This is a genomic window from Leclercia adecarboxylata, assembly GCF_035787115.1.
Lineage (GTDB): Bacteria > Pseudomonadota > Gammaproteobacteria > Enterobacterales > Enterobacteriaceae > Enterobacter > Enterobacter adecarboxylatus_E.
Window position 1 is genome coordinate 201,009 of the sequence record NZ_JALKTL010000003.1, and the last position, 25,118, is coordinate 226,126.

At 57.2% G+C, this 25,118-nt stretch carries 20 protein-coding genes; 10 read left to right on the forward strand and 10 right to left on the reverse strand.

The window, feature by feature from the left end:
- The first annotated feature begins 44 nt into the window (after positions 1–44).
- Positions 45–1,454, forward strand: coding sequence for a D-serine/D-alanine/glycine transporter (gene cycA, locus MXM41_RS11865; RefSeq protein ID WP_325932123.1), 1,410 nt, complete (start codon positions 45–47; stop codon positions 1,452–1,454).
- A 96-nt stretch (positions 1,455–1,550) separates the two neighbouring features.
- On the opposite strand, the gene ytfE is transcribed toward cycA, so the two are convergent.
- Positions 1,551–2,213, reverse strand: a complete 663-nt coding sequence (gene ytfE, locus MXM41_RS11870) for an iron-sulfur cluster repair protein YtfE (RefSeq protein WP_325932124.1) — start codon at positions 2,211–2,213, stop codon at positions 1,551–1,553.
- A 243-nt stretch (positions 2,214–2,456) separates the two neighbouring features.
- On the opposite strand from ytfE, the gene MXM41_RS11875 reads away from it, so the two are divergent.
- Positions 2,457–4,106, forward strand: coding sequence for a methyl-accepting chemotaxis protein (locus MXM41_RS11875; RefSeq protein ID WP_325932126.1), 1,650 nt, complete (start codon positions 2,457–2,459; stop codon positions 4,104–4,106).
- 151 nt (positions 4,107–4,257) lie between these two features.
- Here MXM41_RS11875 and MXM41_RS11880 read toward each other — a convergent pair whose 3' ends face one another.
- The 3 genes from MXM41_RS11880 to MXM41_RS11890 form a co-directional block, all read right to left on the reverse strand.
- Positions 4,258–5,223: a DMT family transporter gene (locus tag MXM41_RS11880; protein ID WP_325932568.1), complete on the reverse strand. Its 966-nt coding sequence runs from the start codon at positions 5,221–5,223 to the stop codon at positions 4,258–4,260.
- Between the two features lie 75 nt (positions 5,224–5,298).
- Entirely contained in the window at positions 5,299–6,123 is an 825-nt protein-coding gene (locus MXM41_RS11885) for an AraC family transcriptional regulator (RefSeq protein ID WP_325932127.1), read from the reverse strand.
- A gap of 81 nt (positions 6,124–6,204) precedes the next feature.
- Positions 6,205–7,053: an SDR family oxidoreductase gene (locus MXM41_RS11890; protein WP_325932128.1), complete on the reverse strand. Its 849-nt coding sequence runs from the start codon at positions 7,051–7,053 to the stop codon at positions 6,205–6,207.
- 89 nt (positions 7,054–7,142) lie between these two features.
- Here MXM41_RS11890 and MXM41_RS11895 point away from each other — a divergent pair, with 89 nt between their 5' ends.
- On the forward strand, positions 7,143–7,523 hold the full coding sequence (locus MXM41_RS11895; RefSeq protein WP_325932130.1) for a helix-turn-helix domain-containing protein: 381 nt from the start codon (positions 7,143–7,145) through the stop codon (positions 7,521–7,523).
- A gap of 63 nt (positions 7,524–7,586) precedes the next feature.
- On the opposite strand, the gene MXM41_RS11900 is transcribed toward MXM41_RS11895, so the two are convergent.
- Positions 7,587–9,530, reverse strand: coding sequence for a bifunctional 2',3'-cyclic-nucleotide 2'-phosphodiesterase/3'-nucleotidase (locus MXM41_RS11900; protein WP_325932131.1), 1,944 nt, complete (start codon positions 9,528–9,530; stop codon positions 7,587–7,589).
- Between the two features lie 191 nt (positions 9,531–9,721).
- On the opposite strand from MXM41_RS11900, the gene cysQ reads away from it, so the two are divergent.
- Entirely contained in the window at positions 9,722–10,462 is a 741-nt protein-coding gene (cysQ, locus tag MXM41_RS11905) for a 3'(2'),5'-bisphosphate nucleotidase CysQ (protein ID WP_325932133.1), read from the forward strand.
- Here the strand turns inward: cysQ and MXM41_RS11910 are convergent.
- The gene (locus tag MXM41_RS11910; protein WP_325932134.1) at positions 10,456–11,013 is read right to left on the reverse strand and encodes a YtfJ family protein; all 558 of its coding nucleotides are present in this window, start codon (positions 11,011–11,013) and stop codon (positions 10,456–10,458) included. The two genes, cysQ and MXM41_RS11910, sit on opposite strands and share 7 nt — an antisense overlap.
- 323 nt (positions 11,014–11,336) lie before the next feature.
- Between MXM41_RS11910 and MXM41_RS11915 the strand changes: the two genes are divergently transcribed.
- Positions 11,337–11,543: a DUF1107 domain-containing protein gene (locus MXM41_RS11915; RefSeq protein WP_003856054.1), complete on the forward strand. Its 207-nt coding sequence runs from the start codon at positions 11,337–11,339 to the stop codon at positions 11,541–11,543.
- Positions 11,544–11,601: 58 nt separating this feature from the next.
- Here the strand turns inward: MXM41_RS11915 and MXM41_RS11920 are convergent, their stop codons facing one another.
- The gene (locus tag MXM41_RS11920; RefSeq protein ID WP_325932135.1) at positions 11,602–12,939 is read right to left on the reverse strand and encodes a hemolysin family protein; all 1,338 of its coding nucleotides are present in this window, start codon (positions 12,937–12,939) and stop codon (positions 11,602–11,604) included.
- Positions 12,940–13,127: 188 nt separating this feature from the next.
- Positions 13,128–13,769 carry a peptide-methionine (S)-S-oxide reductase MsrA gene (gene msrA / locus MXM41_RS11925; protein ID WP_325932136.1) on the reverse strand — a complete coding sequence of 214 codons (642 nt, stop codon included), beginning with the start codon at positions 13,767–13,769 and terminating at the stop codon, positions 13,128–13,130.
- A 223-nt stretch (positions 13,770–13,992) separates the two neighbouring features.
- On the opposite strand from msrA, the gene tamA reads away from it, so the two are divergent.
- The 3 genes from tamA to MXM41_RS11940 are packed head-to-tail and all read left to right on the forward strand — an operon-like array spanning position 13,993 to position 19,846.
- Positions 13,993–15,726, forward strand: a complete 1,734-nt coding sequence (gene tamA / locus MXM41_RS11930; RefSeq protein ID WP_325932137.1) for an autotransporter assembly complex protein TamA — start codon at positions 13,993–13,995, stop codon at positions 15,724–15,726.
- Complete coding sequence (tamB, locus tag MXM41_RS11935; RefSeq protein ID WP_325932139.1) at positions 15,723–19,499, forward strand: autotransporter assembly complex protein TamB; 3,777 nt, start codon at positions 15,723–15,725, stop codon at positions 19,497–19,499. Before tamA ends, tamB begins: the two co-directional genes overlap by 4 nt.
- Before the next feature lie 2 nt (positions 19,500–19,501).
- Positions 19,502–19,846 carry a gamma-glutamylcyclotransferase gene (locus MXM41_RS11940; RefSeq protein ID WP_325932141.1) on the forward strand — a complete coding sequence of 115 codons (345 nt, stop codon included), beginning with the start codon at positions 19,502–19,504 and terminating at the stop codon, positions 19,844–19,846.
- 35 nt (positions 19,847–19,881) lie between these two features.
- Here MXM41_RS11940 and MXM41_RS11945 read toward each other — a convergent pair whose 3' ends face one another.
- Together MXM41_RS11945 and ppa are read right to left on the reverse strand one after the other, a co-directional pair.
- The gene (locus MXM41_RS11945; RefSeq protein ID WP_325932142.1) at positions 19,882–21,465 is read right to left on the reverse strand and encodes a methyl-accepting chemotaxis protein; all 1,584 of its coding nucleotides are present in this window, start codon (positions 21,463–21,465) and stop codon (positions 19,882–19,884) included.
- Between the two features lie 219 nt (positions 21,466–21,684).
- Positions 21,685–22,212, reverse strand: coding sequence for an inorganic diphosphatase (gene ppa / locus MXM41_RS11950; protein WP_103178006.1), 528 nt, complete (start codon positions 22,210–22,212; stop codon positions 21,685–21,687).
- A gap of 308 nt (positions 22,213–22,520) precedes the next feature.
- Here ppa and ytfQ point away from each other — a divergent pair, with 308 nt between their 5' ends.
- Both ytfQ and ytfR read left to right on the forward strand, forming a co-directional pair.
- Complete coding sequence (ytfQ, locus tag MXM41_RS11955) at positions 22,521–23,477, forward strand: galactofuranose ABC transporter substrate-binding protein YtfQ (RefSeq protein ID WP_032616231.1); 957 nt, start codon at positions 22,521–22,523, stop codon at positions 23,475–23,477.
- A 134-nt stretch (positions 23,478–23,611) separates the two neighbouring features.
- Positions 23,612–25,114: a galactofuranose ABC transporter, ATP-binding protein YtfR gene (ytfR, locus tag MXM41_RS11960; protein WP_325932143.1), complete on the forward strand. Its 1,503-nt coding sequence runs from the start codon at positions 23,612–23,614 to the stop codon at positions 25,112–25,114.
- Positions 25,115–25,118 lie beyond the last annotated feature (4 nt).

Sequence of the window (25,118 nt, forward strand, 5' to 3'; positions counted from 1 at the left end):
GAAGAGCCTAAACAACACAGGCAGTAACAACAGGAAAACATCACATGGTAGATCAGGTAAAAGTCGTTGCCGACGAAGAGGCACCGGCTGAACAGTCGCTACGGCGTAATCTCACAAACCGTCATATTCAGCTTATCGCAATCGGGGGTGCTATCGGCACCGGGCTGTTTATGGGGTCAGGCAAAACCATCAGTCTTGCCGGGCCGTCGATCATTTTTGTCTATATGATCATCGGCTTTATGCTCTTTTTCGTGATGCGGGCAATGGGAGAGTTGCTGCTCTCGAATCTCGAATACAAATCCTTCAGCGACTTTGCCTCCGACCTTCTCGGGCCGTGGGCGGGCTACTTTACCGGCTGGACCTACTGGTTCTGCTGGGTAGTTACCGGAATGGCCGACGTCGTCGCCATTACCGCCTATGCGCAGTTCTGGTTCCCGGGGCTGTCCGACTGGGTGGCCTCGCTGGCTGTCATCATTCTGCTGCTGAGCCTGAACCTCGCCACCGTGAAAATGTTCGGTGAGATGGAGTTCTGGTTCGCGATGATCAAAATTGTTGCCATCGTGGGCCTGATCGTGGTCGGCCTGGTGATGGTAATGACGCACTTTACCTCCCCGAGCGGCGTGCAGGCCTCGTTCACCCATCTGTGGAACGACGGCGGCTGGTTCCCGAAAGGGCTGAGCGGGTTCTTTGCCGGCTTCCAGATCGCGGTCTTTGCCTTCGTAGGGATTGAGCTGGTAGGCACCACGGCCGCAGAAACCAAAGATCCAGAGAAATCTCTGCCGCGGGCGATTAACTCGATTCCCGTGCGTATCATCATGTTTTACGTCTTTGCGCTGATCATCATTATGTCGGTCACGCCGTGGAGCTCCGTCGTGCCAAGCAAAAGCCCGTTCGTTGAGCTGTTTGTGCTGGTCGGTTTACCGGCGGCGGCGAGCCTGATCAACTTCGTGGTGCTGACCTCAGCGGCCTCTTCGGCCAACAGCGGGGTCTTCTCGACCAGCCGGATGCTCTATGGTCTGGCCCAGGAAGGCGTGGCGCCGGGCGCATTCGCTAAGCTCTCTAAACGTGCGGTACCGGCGAAAGGGCTGACCTTCTCCTGCATCTGCCTGCTGGGCGGGGTGGTGATGCTCTACGTGAACCCGAGCGTGATTGGCGCGTTCACCATGATCACCACGGTCTCTGCGATCCTGTTTATGTTCGTCTGGACCATCATCCTGTGCTCGTACCTGGTGTACCGCAAACAGCGTCCACACCTGCATGAAAAATCCATCTACAAGATGCCGCTGGGCAAGCTGATGTGCTGGGTCTGCATGGCGTTCTTTGTCTTTGTGCTGGTACTGCTGACGCTGGAAGAGGATACCCGTCAGGCGCTCATCGTTACGCCGCTGTGGTTCATCGCACTGGGGCTGGGCTGGCTGTTTATCGGTAAGAAAAGAATGGCAGGCGTAAGGTAAAAGCAAAACGGCAACTTCGGTTGCCGTTTTTAGTTTTTGCACCCTCCCCCTGTAGGAGAGGGCCGGGGTGAGGGCATCAGGTCGCTTCGGCTTTTTTTATTCCCCGGCCAGCGCCCGCGGGAACAGCACATTATTCTCCAGACTGATGTGTTCCATCAAATCGTCGATCATCTCGTTAATGCCGTTGTACATGGCGCGCCAGGTGGTGCAGGCATCCGCTGGCGGGGTGACGTTATGGGTAATGTGTTTGATGACTTCGACCAGTTCACCGGCGTCGTCGTGCTCGCTCTCCATCACGCTGATAGGCCCCATCGCCTGACTGCCCATTCCCTGCTTGATCATCGGGAACAGGATCTGCTCTTCTTTCATCATGTGGCTGGAGAGCTCTTCATGCAGCAGGGTCAGGTTTTTCGCCAGGCCGCGCGGAACAGAGGCTTTCTGGGCATGGACGCGTTCAACTTTGGTGGCCTGCAGGATCAGCTCCGGCAGCTGTTCGCGGTGGCGGTCATGGAAGCGCACAATAATGTGGTCGATGATCTCTGCCAGCGCCACGCTGCGCCAGTCTTTTTCCAGCGGCTGCTCGGCCAGTTTCGTCAGTTCAGCTTCGATGAGGTCCAGATCCAGCTCCTTACGCGATGCGGCACGCGCCAGGGTTTGCTTACCGCCGCAGCAGTAATCCATATCGTATTTACGAAACAGCGCCGAAGCGCGTGGGATGGAGAGCGCCAGCTCGCCTAAAGGTTGGTCGCGGAAGGCCATGGTCGTTACCTCATCGTTATTTGATAAGATGCATTTTAAATGCATCTTTAAGGCAAGGCTATAACCCTTTATAGGCAGGGGTAAAAAAGCGAAGCAGATCACAAAAAAAAGCTGATTTAACCCTATGAATGGATTTAAAAAACGGGTTTAGAAACTTTTTAAAGGCGGAGATACGGTAAACAACCCGCCATGCCTGCCGATAGATACAGGTCAGACAATACCTGCATATAAAAAAGGCAAAGCATGTTTAAACGTATAAAAGTGATAACCCTTCTGATTTCGGTGCTGCTGGCGCTCGGGATCATGCAACTGATCTCCGCCGGCATTTTCATCAACGCGCTTAATAACGACAAAGAGAACTTTACCGTTTCTCAGGTCTCCAGCCAGAACGTGGCCGAATTCACCGACGCATGGATCAGCCTTAACCAGGCACGTGTCACCCTGAACCGCGGCATGCTGCGCCTGCAAAGCAGCATGGCTTCGCAGATCAACGGCGGTCAGCTGAACGAGCTGGTTACCACGGCGAAAAATCTGCTGGCAGACGCCCAGGCCCATTACGACAAATATTACGCGCTGCCGGAAACGCCGGGTCTGGACGAAAAACTCTCCAGCCAGCTGGAAGAGCAGTACCGCATCTATTCCGCCACCCTGACCCAGATGAACCTTCTGCTCTCCCAGGGCAATCTGGAAGATATGTTTAAGCAGAACGCCGAGCAGAAGCAGACCGCAATGCAGAAAGTCTATCGTGAGTGGCGCCAGGCTCAGGCAGCCCTTACCGATAAAGGTATTCAAGATAACGAAAGCGACTACAAACGTATCCTGTGGATCCTTTCCGGGATGATGCTTCTGGTGATCGCCGTGATTGTCTCCAGCTGGATCGCTATGCGCCGGGTACTGCTGCTGCCGCTGCAGGAGGTCATTGCTCATATCCGCGCTATCGCCGCAGGCGACCTGACGCAGCCTATCGATGCCCAGGGCAAAAACGAAATGGCGCTGCTGGCGCATAACGTGCAGGAGATGCAAAAGGCACTGTCGAACACCGTAGGCGTGGTGCGCGAGGGCTCCGACACCATTTATACCGGCGCGGGCGAAATCTCCGCAGGCAGCAACGATCTCTCTTCCCGCACCGAGCAGCAGGCGGCCTCTCTGGAAGAGACCGCCGCCAGCATGGAACAGCTGACCGCCACCGTGAAGCAGAACGCCGATAATGCCCGTCAGGCGTCGCGCCTGGCGCTGGATGCTTCAAGTACCGCGAAAAAAGGCGGAAACGTGGTTGAAGGCGTGGTGCGCACTATGGACGAGATCGCCAACAGCTCCAGCAAAATCGCCCAAATCACCAATGTGATTGACGGCATCGCCTTCCAGACCAACATTCTGGCACTGAACGCGGCGGTAGAAGCGGCGCGTGCCGGGGAGCAGGGTCGCGGGTTTGCAGTAGTGGCAGGGGAAGTGCGTACCCTGGCCCAGCGCAGCGCCCAGGCGGCGAAAGAGATTAAAGGGCTGATTGATGACTCTGGCGCCCGCGTCAGCGCCGGTTCCGCGCTGGTGAATGAGGCTGGAGAGACGATGGCGGAAATTGTCAGCGCCGTCACCCGCGTCACCGACATTATGGGCGAAATCGCTTCCGCCTCTGATGAGCAAAGCCGTGGGATCGATCAGGTGGGTCAGGCGGTGGCCGAGATGGATCGCGTGACCCAGCAGAACGCCTCGCTGGTTGAGGAGTCTGCGGCAGCCGCGGCAGCGCTGGAAGAGCAGGCGGCACGCCTGAACGAGGCGGTGGCGGTATTTAAGATTACGAAGGGCCAGGCCGCTAAGGCCGCGCCGGTGAAAACTTATACCGCAAAAGCGAAGCCGGTGCAGGCGACGACGGACGCTAACTGGGAGACCTTCTGACAGATGCCGGGTGGCGCTAACGCTTACCCGGCCCGGGAAGCATGCGGCCTGTTGCCCTCACCCCAACCCTCTCCCACCGGGAGAGGGAGCACACATTAAAAACGGCAACCCTGGGGTTGCCGTTTTGCTTTTACCTCGCCGCCGGGCATTTTCACGGTTGTGATACCGGAATTACCCTCGGTTTTTCCGGTTTCGCGCTCACCGCAATCACCACCCCCACTACCAGCAACACAATCCCCGTACCGGTAAGCAGTGGCGGCAGGCTCTGACGCATCAGGAAGGTATAGAGCAGACCGGCCAGGGTTTCGAAGACAATCAGCGGCCCTAAAATTACCGTCGGCAGTTTCTGGCTGGCGACGTTCCAGCACAGCGCTCCCACCCACGAGCAGCAGACGGCAATCGCCACCATCAGCCCGAGAAAGACCCACGGACGTGGACCCAGCGGCAGGGAAAAGTCCGGCTGCTGCACGTTCAGCCATGCGCAGGCGGCGAGATATCCCAGCACGGAGACCGGCAGCGTCACCAGCGCCTGGGCGGTGGCCCACATCATCGGATGCTTGTCGGGATTCTCCCGCAGCCAGCGGGCATTGCGCAGGGCATACCATGCCCAGCAGATCACTGAAACGGACGCCAGCAGGATCCCGGAGACATAGCGCCAGCCGCTGACCCCGGCCATGCCGTGACGCAGCTCGGCAATATTCACGCACACCAGCCCCAGGGTAATCGCCGCCAGGCCAGGCACCATCTTTGACCACGCCAGCTTGCCATCGCGCTGGCTGTAGAGCAGATTGGCAAACACCGGGATCACCACCGGCAGGGTGCCGATGATCATCGTCGAAACGGGGGCCCCGGTGCGCTGGATGGCGCTTGCCAGGCAGACGTAATAGATCAGGTTGCCCATCATGGTCAGCGACAGCGCGGTCAGCCAGTCCTGACGCTTAAGCTGGCGTAACCGGGCGCGGCCCAGCCAGGCGATAGGCAGGGCGATCAGCCCCAGCGCCAGATAGCGCCCCATCGACTGCAGTGCCGCCGGGTATTCCGGCACAATCAGCGGGCCGACAAAAATCAGCCCCCACATTAACCCCGCAAGCAGGGCATACAATACGCCGCTAATCATTTTTCCATCCATCTTCTCTTAACCTGCTGGCAGTGTAGAAAGGCAAAGGGGAGGCGTATTGTATGAGATTGCGCATTAGCGCTGCGTCACCTGTTTCTGGTAGCGCACCGGCGTAATGCCATAGCGACGGGTAAACGACCGGGTAAGATGCGACTGATCGGTCAGGCCCGTCGCGGCGGCCACCTCTGCCGCCGGAAGACCCTGGGTGAGAAAGGCTTTGGCGCGCCACAGGCGGATGGCCATCAGCATCTGGTGCGGCGTGACGTGAAAATGGGCTTTGAACTGACGCTGAAAATGGTACGGACTGAGCGACACCACCTGCGCCAGCTCATCAAGGGTCAGGGCATGCATATAGTTGTCATGCAGATAGTCGCGCACGCGCTCAAAGCGATGCGCCCCTTCGCGCAGAACCGGCGCATGCCGCGCAAGCGGCTGGAACGTATCAATCAGATCCAGCAGTAAGCCTTTTTGCGCCAGCGGATCGTCGGTGTGCCACAGGCCATAGATCAGCTGACAAATCTGCTGCGAACGGCCGGGATCGTGGCGGGTGACGTCGCTGAACCACCAGTGACGGATGCCTGTCACCTCCTCAAGCAGATCCGGTTCGAGATAGATCATCCGGTAGCGCCAGCCGTCAGCGGTTTCGGCCTCCCCGGTGTGTAGCTCATCAGGATTCATGGTGACGACGGAGTGCACCGGGGCGACGTACTGCGTCCCACGGTAGCGAAAGCGTTCGGCACCGGCTTCGATGGCACCGATCCCAAAGGCTTCGTGAGTATGTGGCTCAAAGGCGTAACGGGAGATATGCGCGTGGTACAGCTCTACACCCGGCACCTGCGCCAGATGGCGAAAGCGCGCGCTGTCTCTCTCATCAAAGAACTGTTCGGGTACGCCTTGCACGGTGAGCCTCCTCGCGGGTCAGAGTGTCATTATCAGAGATGACCCGCGGGGATGCCACATTAATTAACCACATTTTAACAATTACAGGATGCGCTTCACGCTCTCTGCAAGTGAAGTCGTCGGGCGGCCCAGCAGCGCGCTCAGGGCGCGGTTGTCATCAAACAGACCCCCTTTCGAGGCGCCAGTGTCGGAGTCAGCCAGCATATCTGCCAGACCCGCTGGTAAACCAGCCCCCTTCAGCGCGGCGGCAAAATCGGCTTCGCTCAGATTCTGATAGACCACGTTTTTACCGCTCTGGCGGCTGAGTTCGGCTGCCAGTTGTCCTAATGTCCACGCATGGTCGCCTGCCAGCTCATATACTTTACCGGCATGCCCCTCTTCGCTGATGACGCGGGCGGCGGCGGCGGCATAGTCAGCCCGGGTGGCGGAGGCGATTTTGCCTTCGCCGGCGGCACCAATAAACACGCCGTGTTCCAGCGCAGGCGGGACGCTGGCAAGATAGTTTTCGGTGTACCAGCCGTTACGCAGCAGGGCGTAAGGAATGCCCGATGCGGCCAGCGCACTTTCGGTGGCGACGTGCTCCACGTGCAGGCCCAGCGGCGAGGTGTCGGCGTGCAGCAGGCTGGTATAGGCGATAAATTTCACCCCGGCCGCCTTTGCGGCGTTAATGACGTTCTGGTGCTGCGGCGCGCGCTGACCCACTTCGCTGGAGGAGATCAGCAGCAGTTTGTCCACGCCCGCAAGCGCGGTAGTGAAGGCCGCCTGGTCGGTATAGTCGGCCTGACGGACGCTCACGCCCCGCTGGCTCAGTGCCTCAGCCTTTGACGGGTTACGGACTATGGCGACCAGCTGACTGGCCGGAACGGTTTTCAGCAGCTGTTCAATAACGAGTTGGCCAAGCTGGCCGGTCGCGCCGGTGATTGCGATCATGATGAATATCCTTCGTATCGGGTGACTGTTGTGGCACACTATCACTCAAGCTAACTTTTAGTAAGTACGTACAAAAAGGTAAGTATGAAATGACCAGCCCAACCCTCAGCGAGCAGCTGCGCGACGGCAATCTTTTCGCCGAGCAGTGCCCTTCCCGGGATGTACTCAAGCATGTGACCAGCCGCTGGGGCGTGCTGATTCTGGTGGCGCTACGTCAGGGAACGCATCGCTTCAGCGATCTGCGGCGCAAGATGGGCGGGGTCAGCGAGAAGATGCTCGCCCAGTCGCTGCAGGCGCTGGAGCAGGATGGTTTTATCAATCGGGTGTCGTATCCGGTGGTGCCTCCGCACGTGGAGTACAGCCTGACGCCACTGGGGGAAGAGGTGAGCGAGAAGGTGGCGGCGCTGGCCGACTGGATCGAGCTGAATTTGCCGCAGGTGATGAGCAACAGGGGAGACTCTGCGGCCTGATGCCCTCACCCTGACCCTCTCCCACAGGGAGAGGGTACAAACACTAAAAACGACAGCGTGCTTTTACCTGCTTAAATCCACCTGATAAATCGCAAAGCCGATCTCATCGGTGGCGACCTGCTGCATCGGGTACCGTGCTTTCTCTTTAATAAACGCCGCCGCTTTTTCCGATGGCGCGGTCTCAAAGCGAATATCCAGCTTCACATCGCTGTGGATGGGGGCCAGACGCCAGTTGTTGTCCGCTGCCGGATGGATTTCGCCGCTCTTCTTCGACTGCTCGCCAATCCACGCCGCCAGCACCGAGCGGTTCTCATCCGGTGAGGCGAAGGCGATATGGCTGTCGCCGGTCCCGGCAAACTTTCCGCCGTAGGCGCGATAGTTATTGGTCGCGACCAGGAATGTCGCTTTCGGATCAATCGGCTTCCCGTTAAAGGTCAGGTTTTTAATGCGCTCCGCCTCTGCATTCACCACCTGGCATTCGCCGTCATATTTCGCCGGCTGCGAGACGTCAATCTGGTATTCCACCCCGTCGATCACGTCGAAGTTATAGGTGCGGAAACCGTCCCAGTTAATCAGCGATTGCGGTCTGGCGCTGGTCGGGTCGATCTGGTTGAACTGTCCGGCTGAACACTCCAGCCACTCTTTCACCTCCTGACCCGTGGCTTTCACCACCACCAGGGTGTTCGGATAGAGATAGAGATCGGCGGCGTTGCGGAAGGTCAGCTGGCCTTTTTCCACTTCGACGTAGCTGGCCGGATCGTTTTTACGCCCCCCCACTTTAAACGGCGCGGCGGCAGAGAGCACCGGCAGTTTCGCCAGGTCCGGGTCGCCCTGAATATAGCGCTCCACGTAGGCTTTTTGCGCCATATTGACCACCTGCACGGTAGGATCGTCCTGCACCAGCGACAGGTAGCTGTACATGTTGTCGGCGGATTTACCGATCGGTTTGCTGACGAACTCGCGGGTGGCGTCGTGATCGTGCTTCAGCACCCCGACGATGTTTTTATCCTCGCCCACCAGCGCTTTTTTGGCCGCCAGATCGTAAATCGGTCGGGCTTCGGCCTTCGATTGCGTGACCTGCCATTTGCCGCCGTCATTATTCAGTACCAGATCAACCACCCCGAGGTGATCGCCCCACATGCCCGGCATCACTGCGGGCACGCCGTTCAGGGTTCCTTTAGCAATATCGACCCCTTTAATGCTGGCAAAATCTTTGCCCGGGAATACCGCATGAGCGTGGCCGAAGAGAATGGCATCCACCCCTTTTACTTCGCTGAGGTAGTAGACCGAATTTTCAGCCATGGCCTGGTAAGGGTCGGCAGAGAGGCCCGAATGGGCCACTACCACCACCAGATCGGCACCGTTTGCGCGCATCTCCGGCACATACTTGCGTGCGGTTTCGGTAATGTCGTTGACCGTCACTTTCCCGCTCAGGTTGGCCTTATCCCAGGTCATGATCTGCGGCGGCACAAAACCGATATAGCCGATCTTCAGGGTCTGCGGTTTCCCGTCCTGATCCACCACCGACGTCTCTTTAATCAGGTAGGGGGTAAACAGCGGCTTTTGGGTCTTAACGTCGATGATGTTGGCGTTAACGTACGGGAATTTGGCCCCTGACAGCGCCATATGCAGATAGTCCAGCCCGTAGTTAAATTCGTGGTTCCCCAGGTTGCCCACCGCGTAATCCAGCGTGTTCAGCGCTTTGTAAACCGGGTGCACATCGCCCTTTTTCAGACCCTTCGCCGCCATATAATCGCCAAGCGGACTACCCTGAATTAAGTCGCCGTTATCGACCAGCACGCTGTTTTTCACTTCGCTACGGGCAGCATGAATCAGGCTTGCGGTGCGTACCAGACCAAATTTTTCCGTTGGGGCGTCTTTGTAGTAGTCGAAGTCCATCATATTGCTGTGCAGGTCGGTCGTTTCCAGAATACGGAGATCTACCGTTGCTGCCTGCACGCTCGCCGCAATCAGCGTCGCCAGGAGCGTTGCGCTAAACTTAATCATCAGAGGAGTCCTTTTATTCGATCCAGACCACAAAAGAATATGTATCTATATTTTTTTGCTTACAGAATTGTGAATCCTGCCAGAAAAAGGTGCCCTGAAACCGGAATTGCTTCACAGATAGCGGATTTATTCACAATGCGATATAAATAAAACAACGAGTTATACCCACTGTGATAACAAAGAGGTGGAGAATGTTAGATAAAATTTGTCAGCTCGCACGGGAAGCGGGCGAGGCCATTATGCAGGTCTACGATGGCAAGATCCCAATGGACACGATCCGTAAAATTGACGACTCCCCGGTGACCGCAGCCGATCTCGCGGCACACGGGGTAATCCTGCGGGGCTTACAGGCGTTGACGCCCGATATCCCGGTGCTTTCCGAAGAAGATCCGCAGCCCTGGGACGCGCGTCAGCACTGGCAGCGTTACTGGCTGGTTGACCCGCTGGACGGCACCAAAGAGTTCATCAAACGTAACGGTGAATTCACGGTGAATATTGCCCTGATTGATAAAGGCAAAGCGGTGCTGGGCGTGGTGTATGCCCCGGTACTGAAGGTGATGTACAGCGCCGCCGAAGGGAAAGCCTGGAAAGAGGAGTGTGGGGTGCGTAAGCAGATTCAGGTGCGTGACGCCCGGCCGCCGCTGGTGGTGATCAGCCGCTCACACTCGGATAACGAACTTGAAGAGTATCTGCATCAGCTGGGTGAACACCAGACGACGTCGATCGGTTCATCGCTGAAGTTCTGTCTGGTAGCAGAAGGGCAGGCGCAGCTCTATCCCCGTTTTGGGCCGACCAACGTCTGGGATACAGCGGCGGGCCATGCCGTTGCCGCCGCGGCCGGGGCTCATGTTCACGACTGGCAGGGCAAGCCGCTCGACTACACCCCGCGTGAATCCTTCCTTAATCCGGGCTTCCGGGTCTCGCTTTACTGACCGAGCAGCTTGTGCAGCAGGGCAACCACCTGCTGCACCTCTTCCTGGGTCAGCGCGCCGTCTTTCGCCCACTGCACTTTACCGTCTTTATCCAGTACGACGACCGCAGAACTCTCTTCTTTCAGCTGCCAGGCACCACGCGCCGCGCCGTTGCTGTCGACGATGAACTGTGACCACGGATAGAGCTTTTTATTGCTCTCCAGGCTGCTGCGCACGAACATTCCCGAGCCCGGTATCGCATCATCGGTGTTCACCACGGTAGTGGTCTGATAAGTATCTTTTGGTAAATGTGCCGATTTGATCGCTTCAATCAGGGTTGCGTTTTTCTCTTTTGCCGAGGTGCGACCGGCAATATGTAGCACCACTCGCACTTTCCCAGGAAGCTGCGCGCTATTCCAGGTTTTGTAGCTAAACTCATTATTGTCGAGGATCAATTCTCCCCGGTCGGCAATGCCCACCGGCGGCACACGTTGTCCTTTCTCAAAATTTTGTGCGGAAGCCATCAATGGCAGTATCAGGCAGGCCGTTGCCAGAATGGTACGTAAGGTCATGGTGTTTTCCTTGTTTTTAGCAGGTGATCCGACCACTTGGTCTGACGTTTTAATCATAAGTGCGATTGCGGCGGTTTACCCGCAATCCCGGTGCCAGATTGCGGGGGAACGCACATAACTGCGCAAAAACGATGGCATATACTGCCCGTTAGTTACCATTGCAAAGAATATTCTGATTATTTGTCATCAAAAGGTAAATAAACTTATGCACACTGGGTATCACTGTTTTTCTGGACTATAGTCATTGGGCAATAAATTTGCGCTCCAGAGGGTCGGCCCGATTGTGGTGCCGCAAGAGCGTATGATTCGCAGGAGATAATAGAATGAAAATTTTCCAACGCTACAATCCGCTTCAGGTAGCGAAATACGTAAAAATCCTGTTCCGTGGACGGTTGTATATCAAGGATGTTGGCGCTTTTGAATTTGATAAGGGCAAGATCCTTATCCCGAAAGTGAAGGATAAGCAGCACTTGTCTGTGATGTCCGAAGTCAACCGTCAGGTTATGCGTCTGCAAACTGAGATGGCTTAACCAACGTGCTATGCAGTAAAAAAAACGGCTCCCGATGGGAGCCGTTGATGTTTCTGGCTTAGGCCGAGGCGTTCTCTTCGGCGTCCGGCAGTTTTGGCACTAACACCGTCGGTTTGTTGTCGATACGCGTCACCAGCAGCTGATCGATGCGGTAGTTGTCGATATCCACCACCTCGAACTTATAGCCGGAAAACTTCACCGAGTCGGTGCGTTTCGGGATCTTACGCAGCATAAACATCATAAAGCCGCCAATGGTCTCGTAGTTGCCCGACTGTGGGAACTCGTCAATGTCCAGCACGCGCATAACGTCGTCGATGGGCGTACCGCCATCCACCAGCCACGAGTTCTCATCGCGCGCCACAATCTGCTCTTCCAGACCCTGGCCCACCAGATCGCCCATCAGGGTGGTCATCACGTCGTTCAGAGTGATAATACCCACCACCAGCGCGTACTCGTTCATGATCACCGCAAAGTCTTCTCCGGCAGTTTTGAAACTTTCCAGCGCTTCGGAGAGCGTCAGGGTGTCCGGGACAATCAGCGTATTGCGGATCTGCACGCCGCTGTTCAGCGTCAGGCTCTGGTTCGCCAGCACGCGGTTCAGCAGGTCTTTGGAGTCAACATAGCCGATGATATGATCGATATCTTCATTACAGACCAGGAATTTGGAGTGCGGATGTTCCGCCACCTTGGTCTTAAGGCTCTGCTCGTCTTCGTGCAGATCGAACCAGATCACGTTCTCACGCCCCGTCATGGATGACGGCACGGTACGGGATTCCAGCTCAAATACGTTCTCGATCAGCTCATGCTCCTGTTTACGCAGTACCCCCGCCAGCGCACCGGCTTCGAACACCGCGTAGACATCATCAGAGGTGATGTCATCTTTGCGCACCATTGGCAGCTTAAACAGGCGGAAAATGGTATTAGCCAGCCCGTTAAAGAACCACACCAGCGGGCGGAACACGAAGAGACAGAAGCGCATCGGGTTGATGATGCGCAAAGCCACGGCTTCTGGCGCAATCATACCGATGCGTTTCGGGGTCAAATCGGCAAACAGAATAAACAGGCCCGTCACCAGCGAGAAGGAGAGAATAAAGCTCAGCTGCTCGGAAAGCTCAGGGGAGAAGTATCTTGAGAAGAGGCTGTGAAAGACGGGCGAGAAGGCGGCATCACCCACGATACCGCCAAGAATGGCGACCGCATTGAGGCCGATTTGCACCACGGTGAAGAACATTCCCGGGTTTTCCTGCATTTTCAGGACGCGTTGTGCATTAAGATCGCCATCATCGGCGAGCAGTTTAAGTTTGATTTTACGTGAGGCGGCCAGAGAGATTTCTGAAATTGAGAAAAATGCACTGACAGCGATGAGACAAAGTATTACTAAAATACTGTTTAACATATCTTATCCGGCTTCTCGCCAGATCCTCGGAGGGAAGTTGGTCATACAGGTGTGTAGAGATTTTGAACACCGGTCCGAAGCGGTAGGCCGGTTATTTCAGCGGCTAGTATAGCGTAAATGACTGTAAAGCCGCCAGAGATCACTTTTTGAGCCGGTTTTGCACATAAAAAGGCAAAACCGGCTTACTGTTATGCCAGCTGTGGAGGCAGGCAGACGCCGATGCCGCCGATACCGCAGTAGCCGTACGGATTTTTATGCAGGTACTGCTGGTGGTCATCTTCCGCGTAATAGAAGGGTAAGGCGCTGGTGATTTCGGTGGTCACAGGGCGTTCGTCGCCAGCGGCATGCATCGCCTGCTGGAAGCGCGCCAGGCTGTCACGGGCCGCAGCGTCCTGTTCCGGCGTGAGCGGATAGATCGCCGAGCGGTACTGGGTACCGTGGTCATTGCCCTGACGCATACCCTGCGCCGGGTCATGGTTTTCCCAGAACACCTGCAGCAGCTGTTCGTAGCTGATAATCTTCGGGTCATACACTATGCGTACCGCTTCGGCATGGCCGGTTTCACCGGAGCAGACTTCACGGTAGGTGGGGTTAGGGGTATAGCCGCCGGTGTAGCCTGCCGCGGTGCTGTAGACGCCCGGCAGCTGCCAGAACAGGCGCTCTACGCCCCAGAAGCAGCCCATCGCGAACAGGGCCACCGCCATACCGTCCGGGACGTTGGTCATGGAGTGGTTGTTAACCGCGTGCAGGGTGGCGACTGGCATAGGGGTGTTACGTCCCGGTAATGCATCCGCCTGAGCAACAAGGTGTTTTTTATCAAATAAACTCACGGTGTGGCCTCCGGGTAGGTGATGTTTGGGTTAAGGTTGTCACGACGCGTTTAATTGAACACAATAAATGCGGTGAATGAGTCTAGATTTAAACATAAGAAATATTAGGTCGTTTAACCATTTTTCAACCCGTCAAACGGGTTTTGGGCTTTTGCCGTGATTTGCTGCGGAGCGGCACTTCATATGCTTCCAGGGGTGGAAACAAGGATATTCAGGAGAAAACGTGCCAAAAATCCGCCAGTTATGTTTAGTCAGTGTCTTGCTGACAAGCGGAGTCGCCAGCGCGGCGAATGTTCGTTTGCAGGTTGAGGGGCTATCCGGGGCGCTGGAAAAAAACGTACGCGCACAGCTCTCTACGATCCAGAGCGATGAGGTCACGCCAGACCGTCGCTTTCGCGCTCGCGTGGACGACGCCATCCGCGGCGGTTTAAAAGCGCTCGGCTACTACGAACCGACCATCGACTTCGATTTGCGTCCGCCTCCGGCTAAAGGACGGCAGGTATTGATCGCCCGCGTCAAGCCCGGGGTGCCCGTGCTCATCGGCGGTACGGACGTGGTGCTGCGCGGCGGCGCGCGCACGGATAATGACTACCTTGAACTGCTGAATACGCGGCCAAAAATCGGCACCGTGCTGAATCACAGCGACTATGATGGCTTTAAAAAAGATCTGACCAAAGTTGCGCTGCACAAGGGCTATTTCGACAGTCAGTTCAATAAAAACCAGCTGGGTATCGCCCTCGACAGGCACCAGGCTTTCTGGGATATCGACTACGATAGCGGCGAACGCTACCGCTTTGGTGCCGTCACCTTTGAAGGCTCGCAGATCCGTGACGAATACCTGCAGAACCTGATCCCCTTTAAAGAGGGCGACTATTACCAGTCGAAAGATCTGGCCGAGCTTAACCGCCGCCTGTCTGCCACCGGCTGGTTTAACTCGGTGGTGGTGGCGCCGGAGTTTGATCAAGCGCGACAGACAAAAGTGCTGCCGCTGCACGGCGTGGTATCGCCCCGTACCGAGAACACCATTGAGACCGGGGTAGGCTACTCCACCGACGTCGGCCCGCGGGTAAAAGCGACGTGGAAAAAACCGTGGATGAACTCTTACGGCCACAGCCTGACCTCCAACGTCAGTCTCTCTGCCCCTGAGCAGCAGCTCGATTTCAGCTATAAAATGCCGCTGCTGAAGAATCCGCTTGAGCAGTATTACCTGGTGCAGGGGGGCTTTAAACGCACCGATCTGAACGATACCGAAGCGGATTCCACCACCCTCGCCGTATCACGCTACTGGGATCTCTCAAGCGGCTGGCAGCGCGCCATTAACCTGCGCTGGAGCCTCGACCACTTTACCCAGGCCAATGTCACCAATACCACTATGCTGTTCTATCCGGGGGTGATGATCAGCCGGACCCGTTCCCGCGGCGGGTTGATGCCGGACTGGGGAGATTCCCAGCGCTATTCCATCGACTATTCCAATACTGCCTGGGGCTCGGATGTGGATTTCTCCGTGGTTCAGGCGCAGAACGTCTGGATCCGCACCTTCTATGACCGCCATCGCTTTGTGGTGCGCGGCAATCTGGGCTGGATTGAAACCGGCGATTTTGAAAAAGTGCCGCCGGATCTGCGCTTCTTCGCCGGGGGCGATCGCAGCATTCGTGGCTATAAATACAAATCCATCGCGCCTAAAGATGACGACGGTAAGCTGATCGGAGCCTCGAAGCTGGCCACCGGCTCGCTGGAATATCAGTACAACGTCACCGGGAAATGGTGGGGGGCGACCTTTATCGACAGCGGGGAAGCGGTAAGCGACATCCGCCGTAGCGACTTTAAAACCGGCGCAGGCGTCGGGGTGCGCTGGGAGTCACCGGTCGGGCCGATCAAGCTCGATTTCGCCGTGCCGGTAGGCGACAAAGATGAACACGGTTTGCAGTTTTACATCGGTCTGGGGCCTGAATTATGAGTTTATGGAAGAAAATCAGCCTCGGCGTACTGGTATTTATCCTGCTGCTGCTGGGCACCGTTGCCTTTCTGGTGGGGACCACCAGCGGGCTGCATCTGCTGTTTAAGGCGGCAGACCGCTGGGTTCCGGGGCTGGAAATTGGCCAGGTCACCGGCGGCTGGCGCGACTTGCATCTGAAAAACGTCCGCTACGACCAGCCTGGCGTAGCGGTCAACGCCGGGGATCTGCATCTTGCGGTCAAGCTCGGCTGCCTGCGTGACAGCAGCCTTTGCATTAACGATCTGTCGTTAAAAGATGTCTTCGTGACGATAGATTCCAAAAAAATGCCGCAGTCGGAACCGGTCGCAGAAGAGGAGAGCGGGCCGCTGGATCTTTCCACGCCATACCCTATAGCCCTCTACCGGGTGGCGCTGAATAACGTCAACGTCAAAATCGACGACACCACCGTGTCGGTGATGGATTTCACCTCCGGCCTGCGCTGGCAGGAGAAAAACCTGACCTTAACCCCGACCAGCCTGCAGGGGCTGCTGATTGCCCTGCCAAAAGTGGCGGAAGTGGCGCAGGAAGAGATCGTCGAGCCCAAAATTCAGAACCCGCAGCCGGAAGAAAAACCGTTGGGTGAAACCCTGAAGGATCTTTTCTCGAAACCAGTGCTGCCGGAGATGACCGACGTACATCTGCCGCTGAACCTTAATATCGAAGAGTTTAAGGGCGAGCAGCTGCGCCTGACCGGCGATACCGATCTGACGGTCTTTAACCTGCTGCTGAAAGTGAGCAGCATCGACGGCAACATGAAGCTCGACGCGCTGGATATCGATACCAACCAGGGCAGCGTCAACGCCACCGGTAATGCGCTGTTGCAGGATAACTGGCCGGTGAATATCACCCTCAACAGCACTTTGAACATCGACCCGATCAAAGGCGAGAAGGTGAAGCTGAAGGTGGGTGGCGCCCTGCGCGAGCAGCTGGAGTTTGGCGTTAATCTCTCCGGCCCGGTGGACGTGGTGTTGCGCGGCCAGACGCGGCTTGCAGAGGCAGGCCTGCCGCTCAATCTTGAGGTGGTGAGCGAACAGCTGTACTGGCCCTTTACCGGAGAGAAACAGTACCAGGCCGATGACGTGAAGCTGAAGCTCACCGGCAAGATGACCGACTACACCCTGTCGTTCCGCACGGCGGTGAAAGGGGAGGGGCTGCCGCCTGCGGACATCACGCTGGACGCGAAGGGCAACGAACAGCAGATCAACCTTGATAAGCTGACGGTCGCGGCGCTGGAGGGCAAAACCGAGCTGACGGCGCTGCTCGACTGGCAGAAGGCGATCAGCTGGCGCGGGGAGCTGAAACTCACCGGGATCAACACCGCCAGAGAGGTACCGGACTGGCCCTCGAAGCTCGACGGTCTGATTAAAACGCGCGGCAGTCTGTACGGCGGCAGCTGGCAGATGGAGGTGCCGGCGCTGAAAATCACCGGCAACGTGAAGCAGAATAAAGTGGACGTGAGCGGCTCGCTGAAGGGCAACAGCTACCTGCAATGGGTTATCCCGGGCCTGCACGTGGCGCTGGGCCGTAATACCGCCGATATCAAGGGCGAGCTGGGGGTGAAAGATCTCGATCTGGATGCCACCATCGACGCGCCGAATCTCGACAATGCCCTGCCGGGGCTGGGCGGAACCGCGAAAGGGCTGGTTAAGGTGCGCGGCACCGTCGAAGCGCCGCAGCTGCTGGCGGATATCACCGCCAACGGCCTGCGCTGGCAGGAGCTCACCATCGCCCGCGTGCGGGTGGACGGCGACGTGAAATCCACCGATCAGATTGCGGGGCACCTGAACCTGCGGGTCGATCGCATCTCCCAGCCGGGTCTCAACCTCAATCAGGTGACCCTGGAAGCGAAAGGCAGCGAAAAGCAGCACGACCTTCAGCTGCGTATTCAGGGTGAGCCGGTCTCCGGCCAGCTCCATCTGGCGGGCAGTTTTGACCGCGAAGAGACCCGCTGGAAAGGCACCCTGGATAACACCCGCTTCGCCACCCCGGTGGGGCCGTGGTCGTTAACCCGCTCCATTGCTCTGGATTACCGCAACGCGGAGCAGAAAATCAGTATCGGACCGCACTGCTGGACCAACCCGAACGCCGAGCTGTGCGTGCCCCAGACCATTGATGCGGGCGCTGAAGGGCGGGCGGTCGTTAATCTCAACCGCTTCGATCTGGCGATGCTCAAGCCGTTTATGCCGGACACCACCCAGGCCAGCGGCATCTTCAGCGGCAAGGCGGATGTCTCCTGGGATGCCACCAAACCCGGGCTGCCGGAGGGTAACGTCACCCTGGCCGGACGTAACGTGAAGGTGACCCAGGTGGTGAATGACGCCCCGCTGCCGCTGGCGTTCACCACCCTGAATCTCACCGCCGATCTGCATAATAACCGCGCCGAGCTGGGCTGGCTGATCCGCCTCGCCAATAATGGTCAGTTAGATGGCCAGATTCAGGTGACCGATCCGCAGGGCCAGCGCAATCTCGGCGGCAATGTCAATATCCGCAACCTCAACCTGGCGATGGCGAATGCCATCTTCTCCCGCGGCGAGAAGGCGGCAGGCATGCTGAACGCTAACCTGCGGCTGGCGGGCAGCGCCCAAAGCCCGCAGCTGTTCGGCCAGATGCAACTGAACGGGGTGGATATCGACGGTAACTTTATGCCGTTCGATATGCTGCCGAGCCAGCTGGCGATGAACTTCAACGGCATGAGTTCGACGCTTACAGGGACCGTGCGCACGCAGCAGGGGCAGATCAACCTCAGCGGCGATGCGGACTGGAGCCAGCTTGATAACTGGCGCGCGCGCGTGGCGGCTAAAGGCAGTAAGGTGCGGATCACCGTGCCGCCGATGGTGCGTTTAGACGTCTCGCCGGATGTGGTCTTTGAAGCCACGCCGCAGCTGTTCACCCTCGATGGCCGCGTCGATGTTCCCTGGGCCCGTATCGTGGTGCATGAGCTGCCGGAAAGCGCGGTGGGCGTCTCCAGCGATGAGGTGATGCTCAACAACAACCTGCAGCCGGAGGAGCCACAGAGCGCCTCTATCCCAATCAACAGCAATCTGATCGTGCACGTGGGCAACAACGTACGCCTGGATGCCTTTGGGCTGAAGGCCAGACTGACCGGCGATCTGAAAGTCGCGCAGGATAAACAGGGCCTGGGCCTGAACGGGCAGATCAATATTCCGGAAGGGCGTTTCCACGCCTACGGTCAGGATTTGATGGTGCGTAAAGGTGAGTTGCTGTTCTCCGGTCCGCCGGATCAGCCGCTGCTGAATATCGAAGCGATCCGTAACCCGGAAGCCACAGAAGATGACGTGATTGCCGGGGTGCGCGTAACGGGTACCGCGGATGAACCGAAAGCAGAAATCTTCTCCGACCCGGCCATGTCCCAGCAGGAAGCGCTCTCCTACCTGCTGCGCGGACAAGGGCTGGACAGCAATCAGAGCGACAGCGCGGCGATGACCTCAATGTTAGTCGGTCTGGGGGTTGCACAAAGTGGTCAGGTTGTGGGTAAAATCGGCGAGACGTTTGGCGTAAGCAATCTGGCGCTGGACACCCAGGGGGTCGGTGACTCCTCTCAGGTGGTGGTCAGCGGCTATGTACTGCCGGGTCTGCAGGTGAAATATGGTGTGGGGATCTTTGACTCACTGGCGACGCTCACGTTACGCTATCGCCTGATGCCTAAGCTATATCTGGAAGCCGTGTCTGGCGTAGACCAGGCACTCGATTTGCTCTATCAGTTTGAGTTTTAGCAATGCGAATATTTGTCTACGGCAGTTTAAGAACGAAGCAAGGTAACAGCCACTGGATGACTAACGCCCAGTTGCTGGGGGATTACAGTATCGAGAACTACCAGTTGTACAGCCTGGGCCACTATCCAGGCGCCGTTCCGGGGAAAGGAGCAGTACAGGGTGAGGTTTATCGTATTGATAATGCCACGCTTGCCGAACTTGATGCCTTGCGCACAAGAGGCGGGGAATATGCTCGCCAGTTGATCCAGACGCCTTACGGCAGTGCATGGATGTACGTGTACCAACGTTCGGTCGAGGGTCTGACGCTGATTGAAAGCGGTAACTGGTTAGACAGAGACCAGTACTGATATGAATAACGCCACCTTCGGGTGGCGTTGTTTTTTTATACCCCTTCCTGGCGCAGCTTGAAAATCTGCACCGTTTCCAGCAACTGTTCTGCCTGGCGATGCATCGCCTGTGCGGCGGCGGATGATTCCTGCGAAAGCGTCGCATTTTGCTGGGTGGCGGCGTCCATATGGGTGACGGCTACGTTCACCTGATCGATACCGGTGCTCTGCTCGTGGCTGGCTAACGAAATCGCCTCAATCAGTTCACTCACCTTGCTGACGCTGTGCAGGATATCTGCCATAGCCGCGCCTGCCTCTTTGACCTGACCGTTACCTTCATCGATGCGGTTAACGGAGCGATCGATCAGGACCCGGATCTCTTTGGCGGCAGAGGCGGAACGCTGGGCAAGGGCGCGGACTTCCGCTGCCACCACCGCGAATCCGCGGCCTTCGGTTCCCGCCCGGGCGGCTTCAACCGCGGCGTTCAGGGCGAGAATATTCGTCTGGAAGGCAATGCTGTCGATCATGCTGATAATACTGTTGATTTCGCTAGAGAAGTTATGGATTTCATTCATGGTCTGCATGGCACGATCCACCGCTTCCTCCCCCTGGCGCGCCACCTGACGAGCATTGCGGGCAAGATCGCTGGCTGTACGTGAATGCTCAGCGTTGCTTTTTACTACCGAGGTCAGCTCTTCCATTGACGCCGCGGTCTGCTCCAGGGCGCTGGCCTGGGCTTCGTTTCGGGACGAGAGCTCATGGCTCCCGCTGGCGATCTGCGCCGAGGCGGTGGCGATGGTCTCCGTTCCGCTACGCACGCCGGAGACGATGCGGGTCAGGTTGACGTTCATCTCCTGCAGAGCCTGCATCAGCTCGGCTGTCTCATCGCGTCCGGCGACCGTAAAGCGGGACTGTAAATCCCCTGCGGCCACGGTACGGGCGATGCTGACGGCCTGGGCCAGCGGCCGGGTGATGCTGCGAATTAACCACCAGGTCACCAGCATCCCGGCGCCAAGCGTTAACGTCATCGTCAGCACCAGCATCCAGTGGGTCTGCTGCCAGCGCGCCTGATTCTGTTCAGCGATCTGCTGGTGGAGCGCTTTTGCATGCTGCAGCGTTTTTGCCACCACCTCATCGATCATCTTCGTGGGTTCGCGGTCGATGCCGGTGACCTGCTTATCCACCCGCTGGGCGCTGGCCACATCCCCAACCTGATAATCTGCCAGCGCCTTCAGATACTGTTGCTCCAGCCCGGCATGGATCTCACGGGTTGCCAGCACCTCGCGGTTGTCCATGCCGATTTTGGGCAGCAGTTCGCTCAGGTGAGTGAGCAGCGCCTGGGTGGCCTGGCTCTCGCGGCTAAACGCGCTTTTGTATTTATCGAAGGCTTCCTGTCCCTGGGCTCCGCGCAGCAGCGTGTTCTTCCACTCCTGAACCTGGATTTTGAACTGTACCTGGGCGCTGCGCGCGGTGTCGATGCTTTCGGTGATGGACTGCTCCATCGTCATAATCTGTTCCTGCTGCGTCAGGCTGTTGTTGTTAATCGCCAGCCCGCGCAGGCCGGTAAAGAGCGTTGCGAGCAGCAGCAGTGCGGCCAGCAGCCCCAGCCGCTGACCAATGGTAAGGGTGTTGAGTTTCATCTGTAGCAGGTATTTCCCTGGTGAAATAAAGCGATCGTGATCACGTAACGAAGGTATCGACCGACGGCAGGCAGACTTTAAGCGAGCCAAAGGGGGGTAAGGCAGGGGAAATACGCTATCTAACTAATACATCAGGAGAAAACAGCTGTGTGACAGTTTCGTGACAATTGACGGGCACAAAAAAGCCCCGACGCGTCGGGGCTTTTCATGCGTTAAGAATTACTTCTTAGCGCGCTCGAAGGAGGCAACGATTTCAGCTTTAGCGGCTTCTGCGTTGTCCCAGCCTTCCACTTTCACCCATTTGCCTTTCTCGAGATCTTTGTAGTGCTCGAAGAAGTGGGCGATCTGTGCTTTCAGCAGTTCTGGCAGGTCGTTCACATCTTTGATGTGATCGTACTCTTTGCTCAGCTTGGTGTGCGGAACCGCAACCAGCTTCGCATCTTCACCGGCTTCGTCGGTCATTTTCAGTACGCCAACCGGACGGCAGCGGATCACGGAGCCTGGCTGCAGTGGGTACGGCGTCGGGACCAGCACGTCTACCGGGTCACCGTCCAGAGACAGGGTGTGGTTGATGTAACCGTAGTTGCACGGGTAGAACATCGCGGTAGACATGAAACGGTCAACGAACAGTGCGCCGGTGTCTTTGTCGATTTCGTATTTGATAGGATCAGCGTTCGCCGGGATTTCGATAACTACATAGATGTCTTCCGGCAGTTCTTTACCCGCTGGGACGTTGAGTAAGCTCATGTCTGTGTCCTTTAAATGATTGGTAATCAAGTGGCGAGTATTATAGCCAACTGGCGCTGAATGTCTCCGCCTGTTTTCGCCATTCCCTCTGCTCGCCCGCCACTATCAGCACTTTCTCATGACAAGATTATCCATAAACTCAGCCGCATTTTTCATGGGTGAGTGAAAGCGATTACAAACTTGTGATTAACGTTTTATTCACTTTTCCGAAGTGTGATGTAACACACTCCGTTACATCTCGCATTGTCTATAGTTTTTTCGCAGAACATCTTTTACCCAACAATAAACTACCCTACGAGGACGTACTTATGTGGAAGCGCTTACTTCTTGTCACAGCAGTTTCGGCAGCCATGTCGTCTATGGCGATGGCCGCCCCTTTAACCGTAGGATTTGCGCAGGTCGGCTCAGAGTCCGGCTGGCGCGCCGCTGAAACCAACGTTGCGAAGAGTGAGGCCGAAAAGCGCGGCATCACGCTGAAAATCGCCGATGGTCAGCAAAAACAGGAAAACCAGATCAAAGCGGTGCGCTCCTTTATCGCTCAGGGCGTTGATGCCATCTTCATTGCCCCGGTTGTGGCGACAGGCTGGGAACCGGTATTGAAAGAAGCGAAAGATGCCGAAATTCCGGTCTTCCTGCTCGATCGTTCCATCGATGTAAAAGACAAATCTCTCTATATGACCACCGTCACCGCCGACAACGTGCTTGAGGGCAAATTGATTGGCGAATGGCTGGTGAAGCAGGTGGATGGCAAGCCGTGTAACGTGGTTGAGCTGCAGGGCACCGTGGGCGCCAGCGTGGCCATCGATCGTAAGAAAGGTTTTGCTGATGCCATTTCGAAAGCGTCAAACATCAAGATCATCCGTTCTCAGTCCGGTGACTTTACCCGCAGTAAAGGTAAAGAGGTGATGGAAAGCTTTATCAAAGCCGAGAACAACGGCAAGAACATCTGCATGGTTTACGCCCATAACGACGATATGGTGATCGGCGCCATCCAGGCGATCAAAGAGGCGGGTCTGAAGCCGGGCACCGACATCCTGACCGGCTCCATCGACGGCGTGCCGGATATCTATAAAGCGATGATCGACAAAGAGGCCAACGCCAGCGTTGAGCTGACGCCAAACATGGCCGGCCCGGCCTTTGACGCGCTGGAAAAATTCAAGAAAGACGGCACCATGCCAGAAAAAGTCACCATCACCAAATCTACGCTCTATCTGCCTGATACCGCTAAAGAAGAGTTAGAGAAGAAGAAAAATATGGGCTACTAAGGCCTTCGCCCCTCACCCTGGCCCTCTCCCCGGAGGGGAGAGGGAAAAGGGCGGGTTGGGCAGAAAATTAAAGACTGGCACGAATAGTCCCCTCTCCCCTCCGGGGAGAGGGGTAGGGTGAGGGGGATAACACCATGACCACAGACCAACACCAGGAAATCCTCCGCACAGAAGGATTGAGTAAATTTTTCCCCGGCGTAAAAGCGCTGGATAGCGTCGATTTCAGCCTGCGCCGCGGTGAGATCATGGCCCTGTTGGGCGAGAACGGCGCCGGGAAATCAACCCTGATCAAAGCCCTGACCGGCGTCTACCACGCCGATCGCGGCACCATCTGGCTGGAAGGCCACGCCATCTCCCCAAAAAATACCGCCCATGCCCAGCACCTGGGCATCGGGACGGTCTATCAGGAAGTGAACCTGCTGCCGAACATGTCGGTGGCCGACAATCTGTTTATCGGCCGCGAGCCGCGGCGCTTTGGCCTGCTGCGTCGTAAAGAGATGGAGGCCCGCGCCACTAAACTGATGGAGTCGTATGGCTTCTCCCTCGACGTCCGCGAGCCGCTGAACCGTTATTCGGTGGCGATGCAGCAGATTGTCGCCATCTGCCGCGCCATCGATCTCTCCGCCAAAGTGCTGATCCTGGATGAACCCACCGCCAGTCTGGATACCCAGGAGGTGGAGATGCTTTTCACTCTGATGCGCCAGCTGCGCGATCAGGGGGTGAGCCTGATTTTCGTTACCCACTTCCTCGATCAGGTGTATGAGGTGAGCGACCGCATTACCGTCCTGCGTAACGGTGGCTTTGTCGGCTGTCGCGAAACGCGCGAACTGCCGCAAATCGAGCTGGTAAAAATGATGCTTGGCCGCGAGCTGGAGAGCAATGCCCTACAGCGTGCGGGGCGGACGCTGCTCAGCGAGAAGCCGGTGGCGGCGTTCAAAGAGTACGGTAAGAAAGGCACCATTGCGCCATTTGACCTGGAGGTGCGCCCGGGCGAAATCGTTGGTCTGGCGGGACTGTTAGGCTCAGGCCGCACCGAAACCGCCGAGGTGATCTTCGGGATCAAACCTGCCGATAGCGGCACCGCGCTGATCAAAGGTAAACCTCAGACGCTACGCTCCCCGCATCAGGCCTCCAGCCTTGGGATCGGTTTCTGCCCGGAAGACAGGAAAACCGACGGCATTATCGCCGCCGCCTCGGTACGCGAGAACATTATTCTGGCGCTGCAGGCCCAGCGCGGCTGGCTGCGGCCCATTCCCCGCAAAGAGCAAAACGCTATTGCCGAACGCTTTATTCGCCAGCTGGGGATCCGCACCCCGAGCGCGGAGCAGCCGATCGAGTTTCTCTCCGGCGGCAATCAGCAGAAGGTGCTGCTGTCGCGCTGGCTGTTGACCAAACCGCAGTTCCTGATCCTCGACGAGCCAACCCGCGGAATCGACGTGGGGGCCCATGCGGAGATCATCCGCCTGATCGAATCCCTCTGTGCCGACGGTCTGGCGCTGCTGGTCATCTCCTCGGAGCTGGAGGAGCTGGTGGGTTACGCCGATCGGGTGATCATCATGCGCGACCGTCAGCAGGTGGCCGAGATCCCGCTGGACGCGCTCTCCGTTCCGGCCATCATGAACGCCATTGCGGCATAAGGAG

Excerpts from the sequence above, each read along its gene's own strand:
- cycA (WP_325932123.1), top strand. The coding sequence starts at position 45 with ATGGTAGATCAGGTAAAAGTCGTTGCCGACGAAGAGGCACCGGCTGAA.
- ytfE (WP_325932124.1), bottom strand. The coding sequence starts at position 2,213 with ATGGCCTTCCGCGACCAACCTTTAGGCGAGCTGGCGCTCTCCATCCCA.
- MXM41_RS11875 (WP_325932126.1), top strand. The coding sequence starts at position 2,457 with ATGTTTAAACGTATAAAAGTGATAACCCTTCTGATTTCGGTGCTGCTG.
- MXM41_RS11880 (WP_325932568.1), bottom strand. The coding sequence starts at position 5,223 with ATGATTAGCGGCGTATTGTATGCCCTGCTTGCGGGGTTAATGTGGGGG.
- MXM41_RS11890 (WP_325932128.1), bottom strand. The coding sequence starts at position 7,053 with ATGATCGCAATCACCGGCGCGACCGGCCAGCTTGGCCAACTCGTTATT.
- MXM41_RS11895 (WP_325932130.1), top strand. The coding sequence starts at position 7,143 with ATGACCAGCCCAACCCTCAGCGAGCAGCTGCGCGACGGCAATCTTTTC.
- MXM41_RS11900 (WP_325932131.1), bottom strand. The coding sequence starts at position 9,530 with ATGATTAAGTTTAGCGCAACGCTCCTGGCGACGCTGATTGCGGCGAGC.
- cysQ (WP_325932133.1), top strand. The coding sequence starts at position 9,722 with ATGTTAGATAAAATTTGTCAGCTCGCACGGGAAGCGGGCGAGGCCATT.
- MXM41_RS11910 (WP_325932134.1), bottom strand. The coding sequence starts at position 11,013 with ATGACCTTACGTACCATTCTGGCAACGGCCTGCCTGATACTGCCATTG.
- MXM41_RS11915 (WP_003856054.1), top strand. The coding sequence starts at position 11,337 with ATGAAAATTTTCCAACGCTACAATCCGCTTCAGGTAGCGAAATACGTA.
- MXM41_RS11920 (WP_325932135.1), bottom strand. The coding sequence starts at position 12,939 with ATGTTAAACAGTATTTTAGTAATACTTTGTCTCATCGCTGTCAGTGCA.
- tamB (WP_325932139.1), top strand. The coding sequence starts at position 15,723 with ATGAGTTTATGGAAGAAAATCAGCCTCGGCGTACTGGTATTTATCCTG.
- MXM41_RS11940 (WP_325932141.1), top strand. The coding sequence starts at position 19,502 with ATGCGAATATTTGTCTACGGCAGTTTAAGAACGAAGCAAGGTAACAGC.
- MXM41_RS11945 (WP_325932142.1), bottom strand. The coding sequence starts at position 21,465 with ATGAAACTCAACACCCTTACCATTGGTCAGCGGCTGGGGCTGCTGGCC.
- ppa (WP_103178006.1), bottom strand. The coding sequence starts at position 22,212 with ATGAGCTTACTCAACGTCCCAGCGGGTAAAGAACTGCCGGAAGACATC.
- ytfQ (WP_032616231.1), top strand. The coding sequence starts at position 22,521 with ATGTGGAAGCGCTTACTTCTTGTCACAGCAGTTTCGGCAGCCATGTCG.
- ytfR (WP_325932143.1), top strand. The coding sequence starts at position 23,612 with ATGACCACAGACCAACACCAGGAAATCCTCCGCACAGAAGGATTGAGT.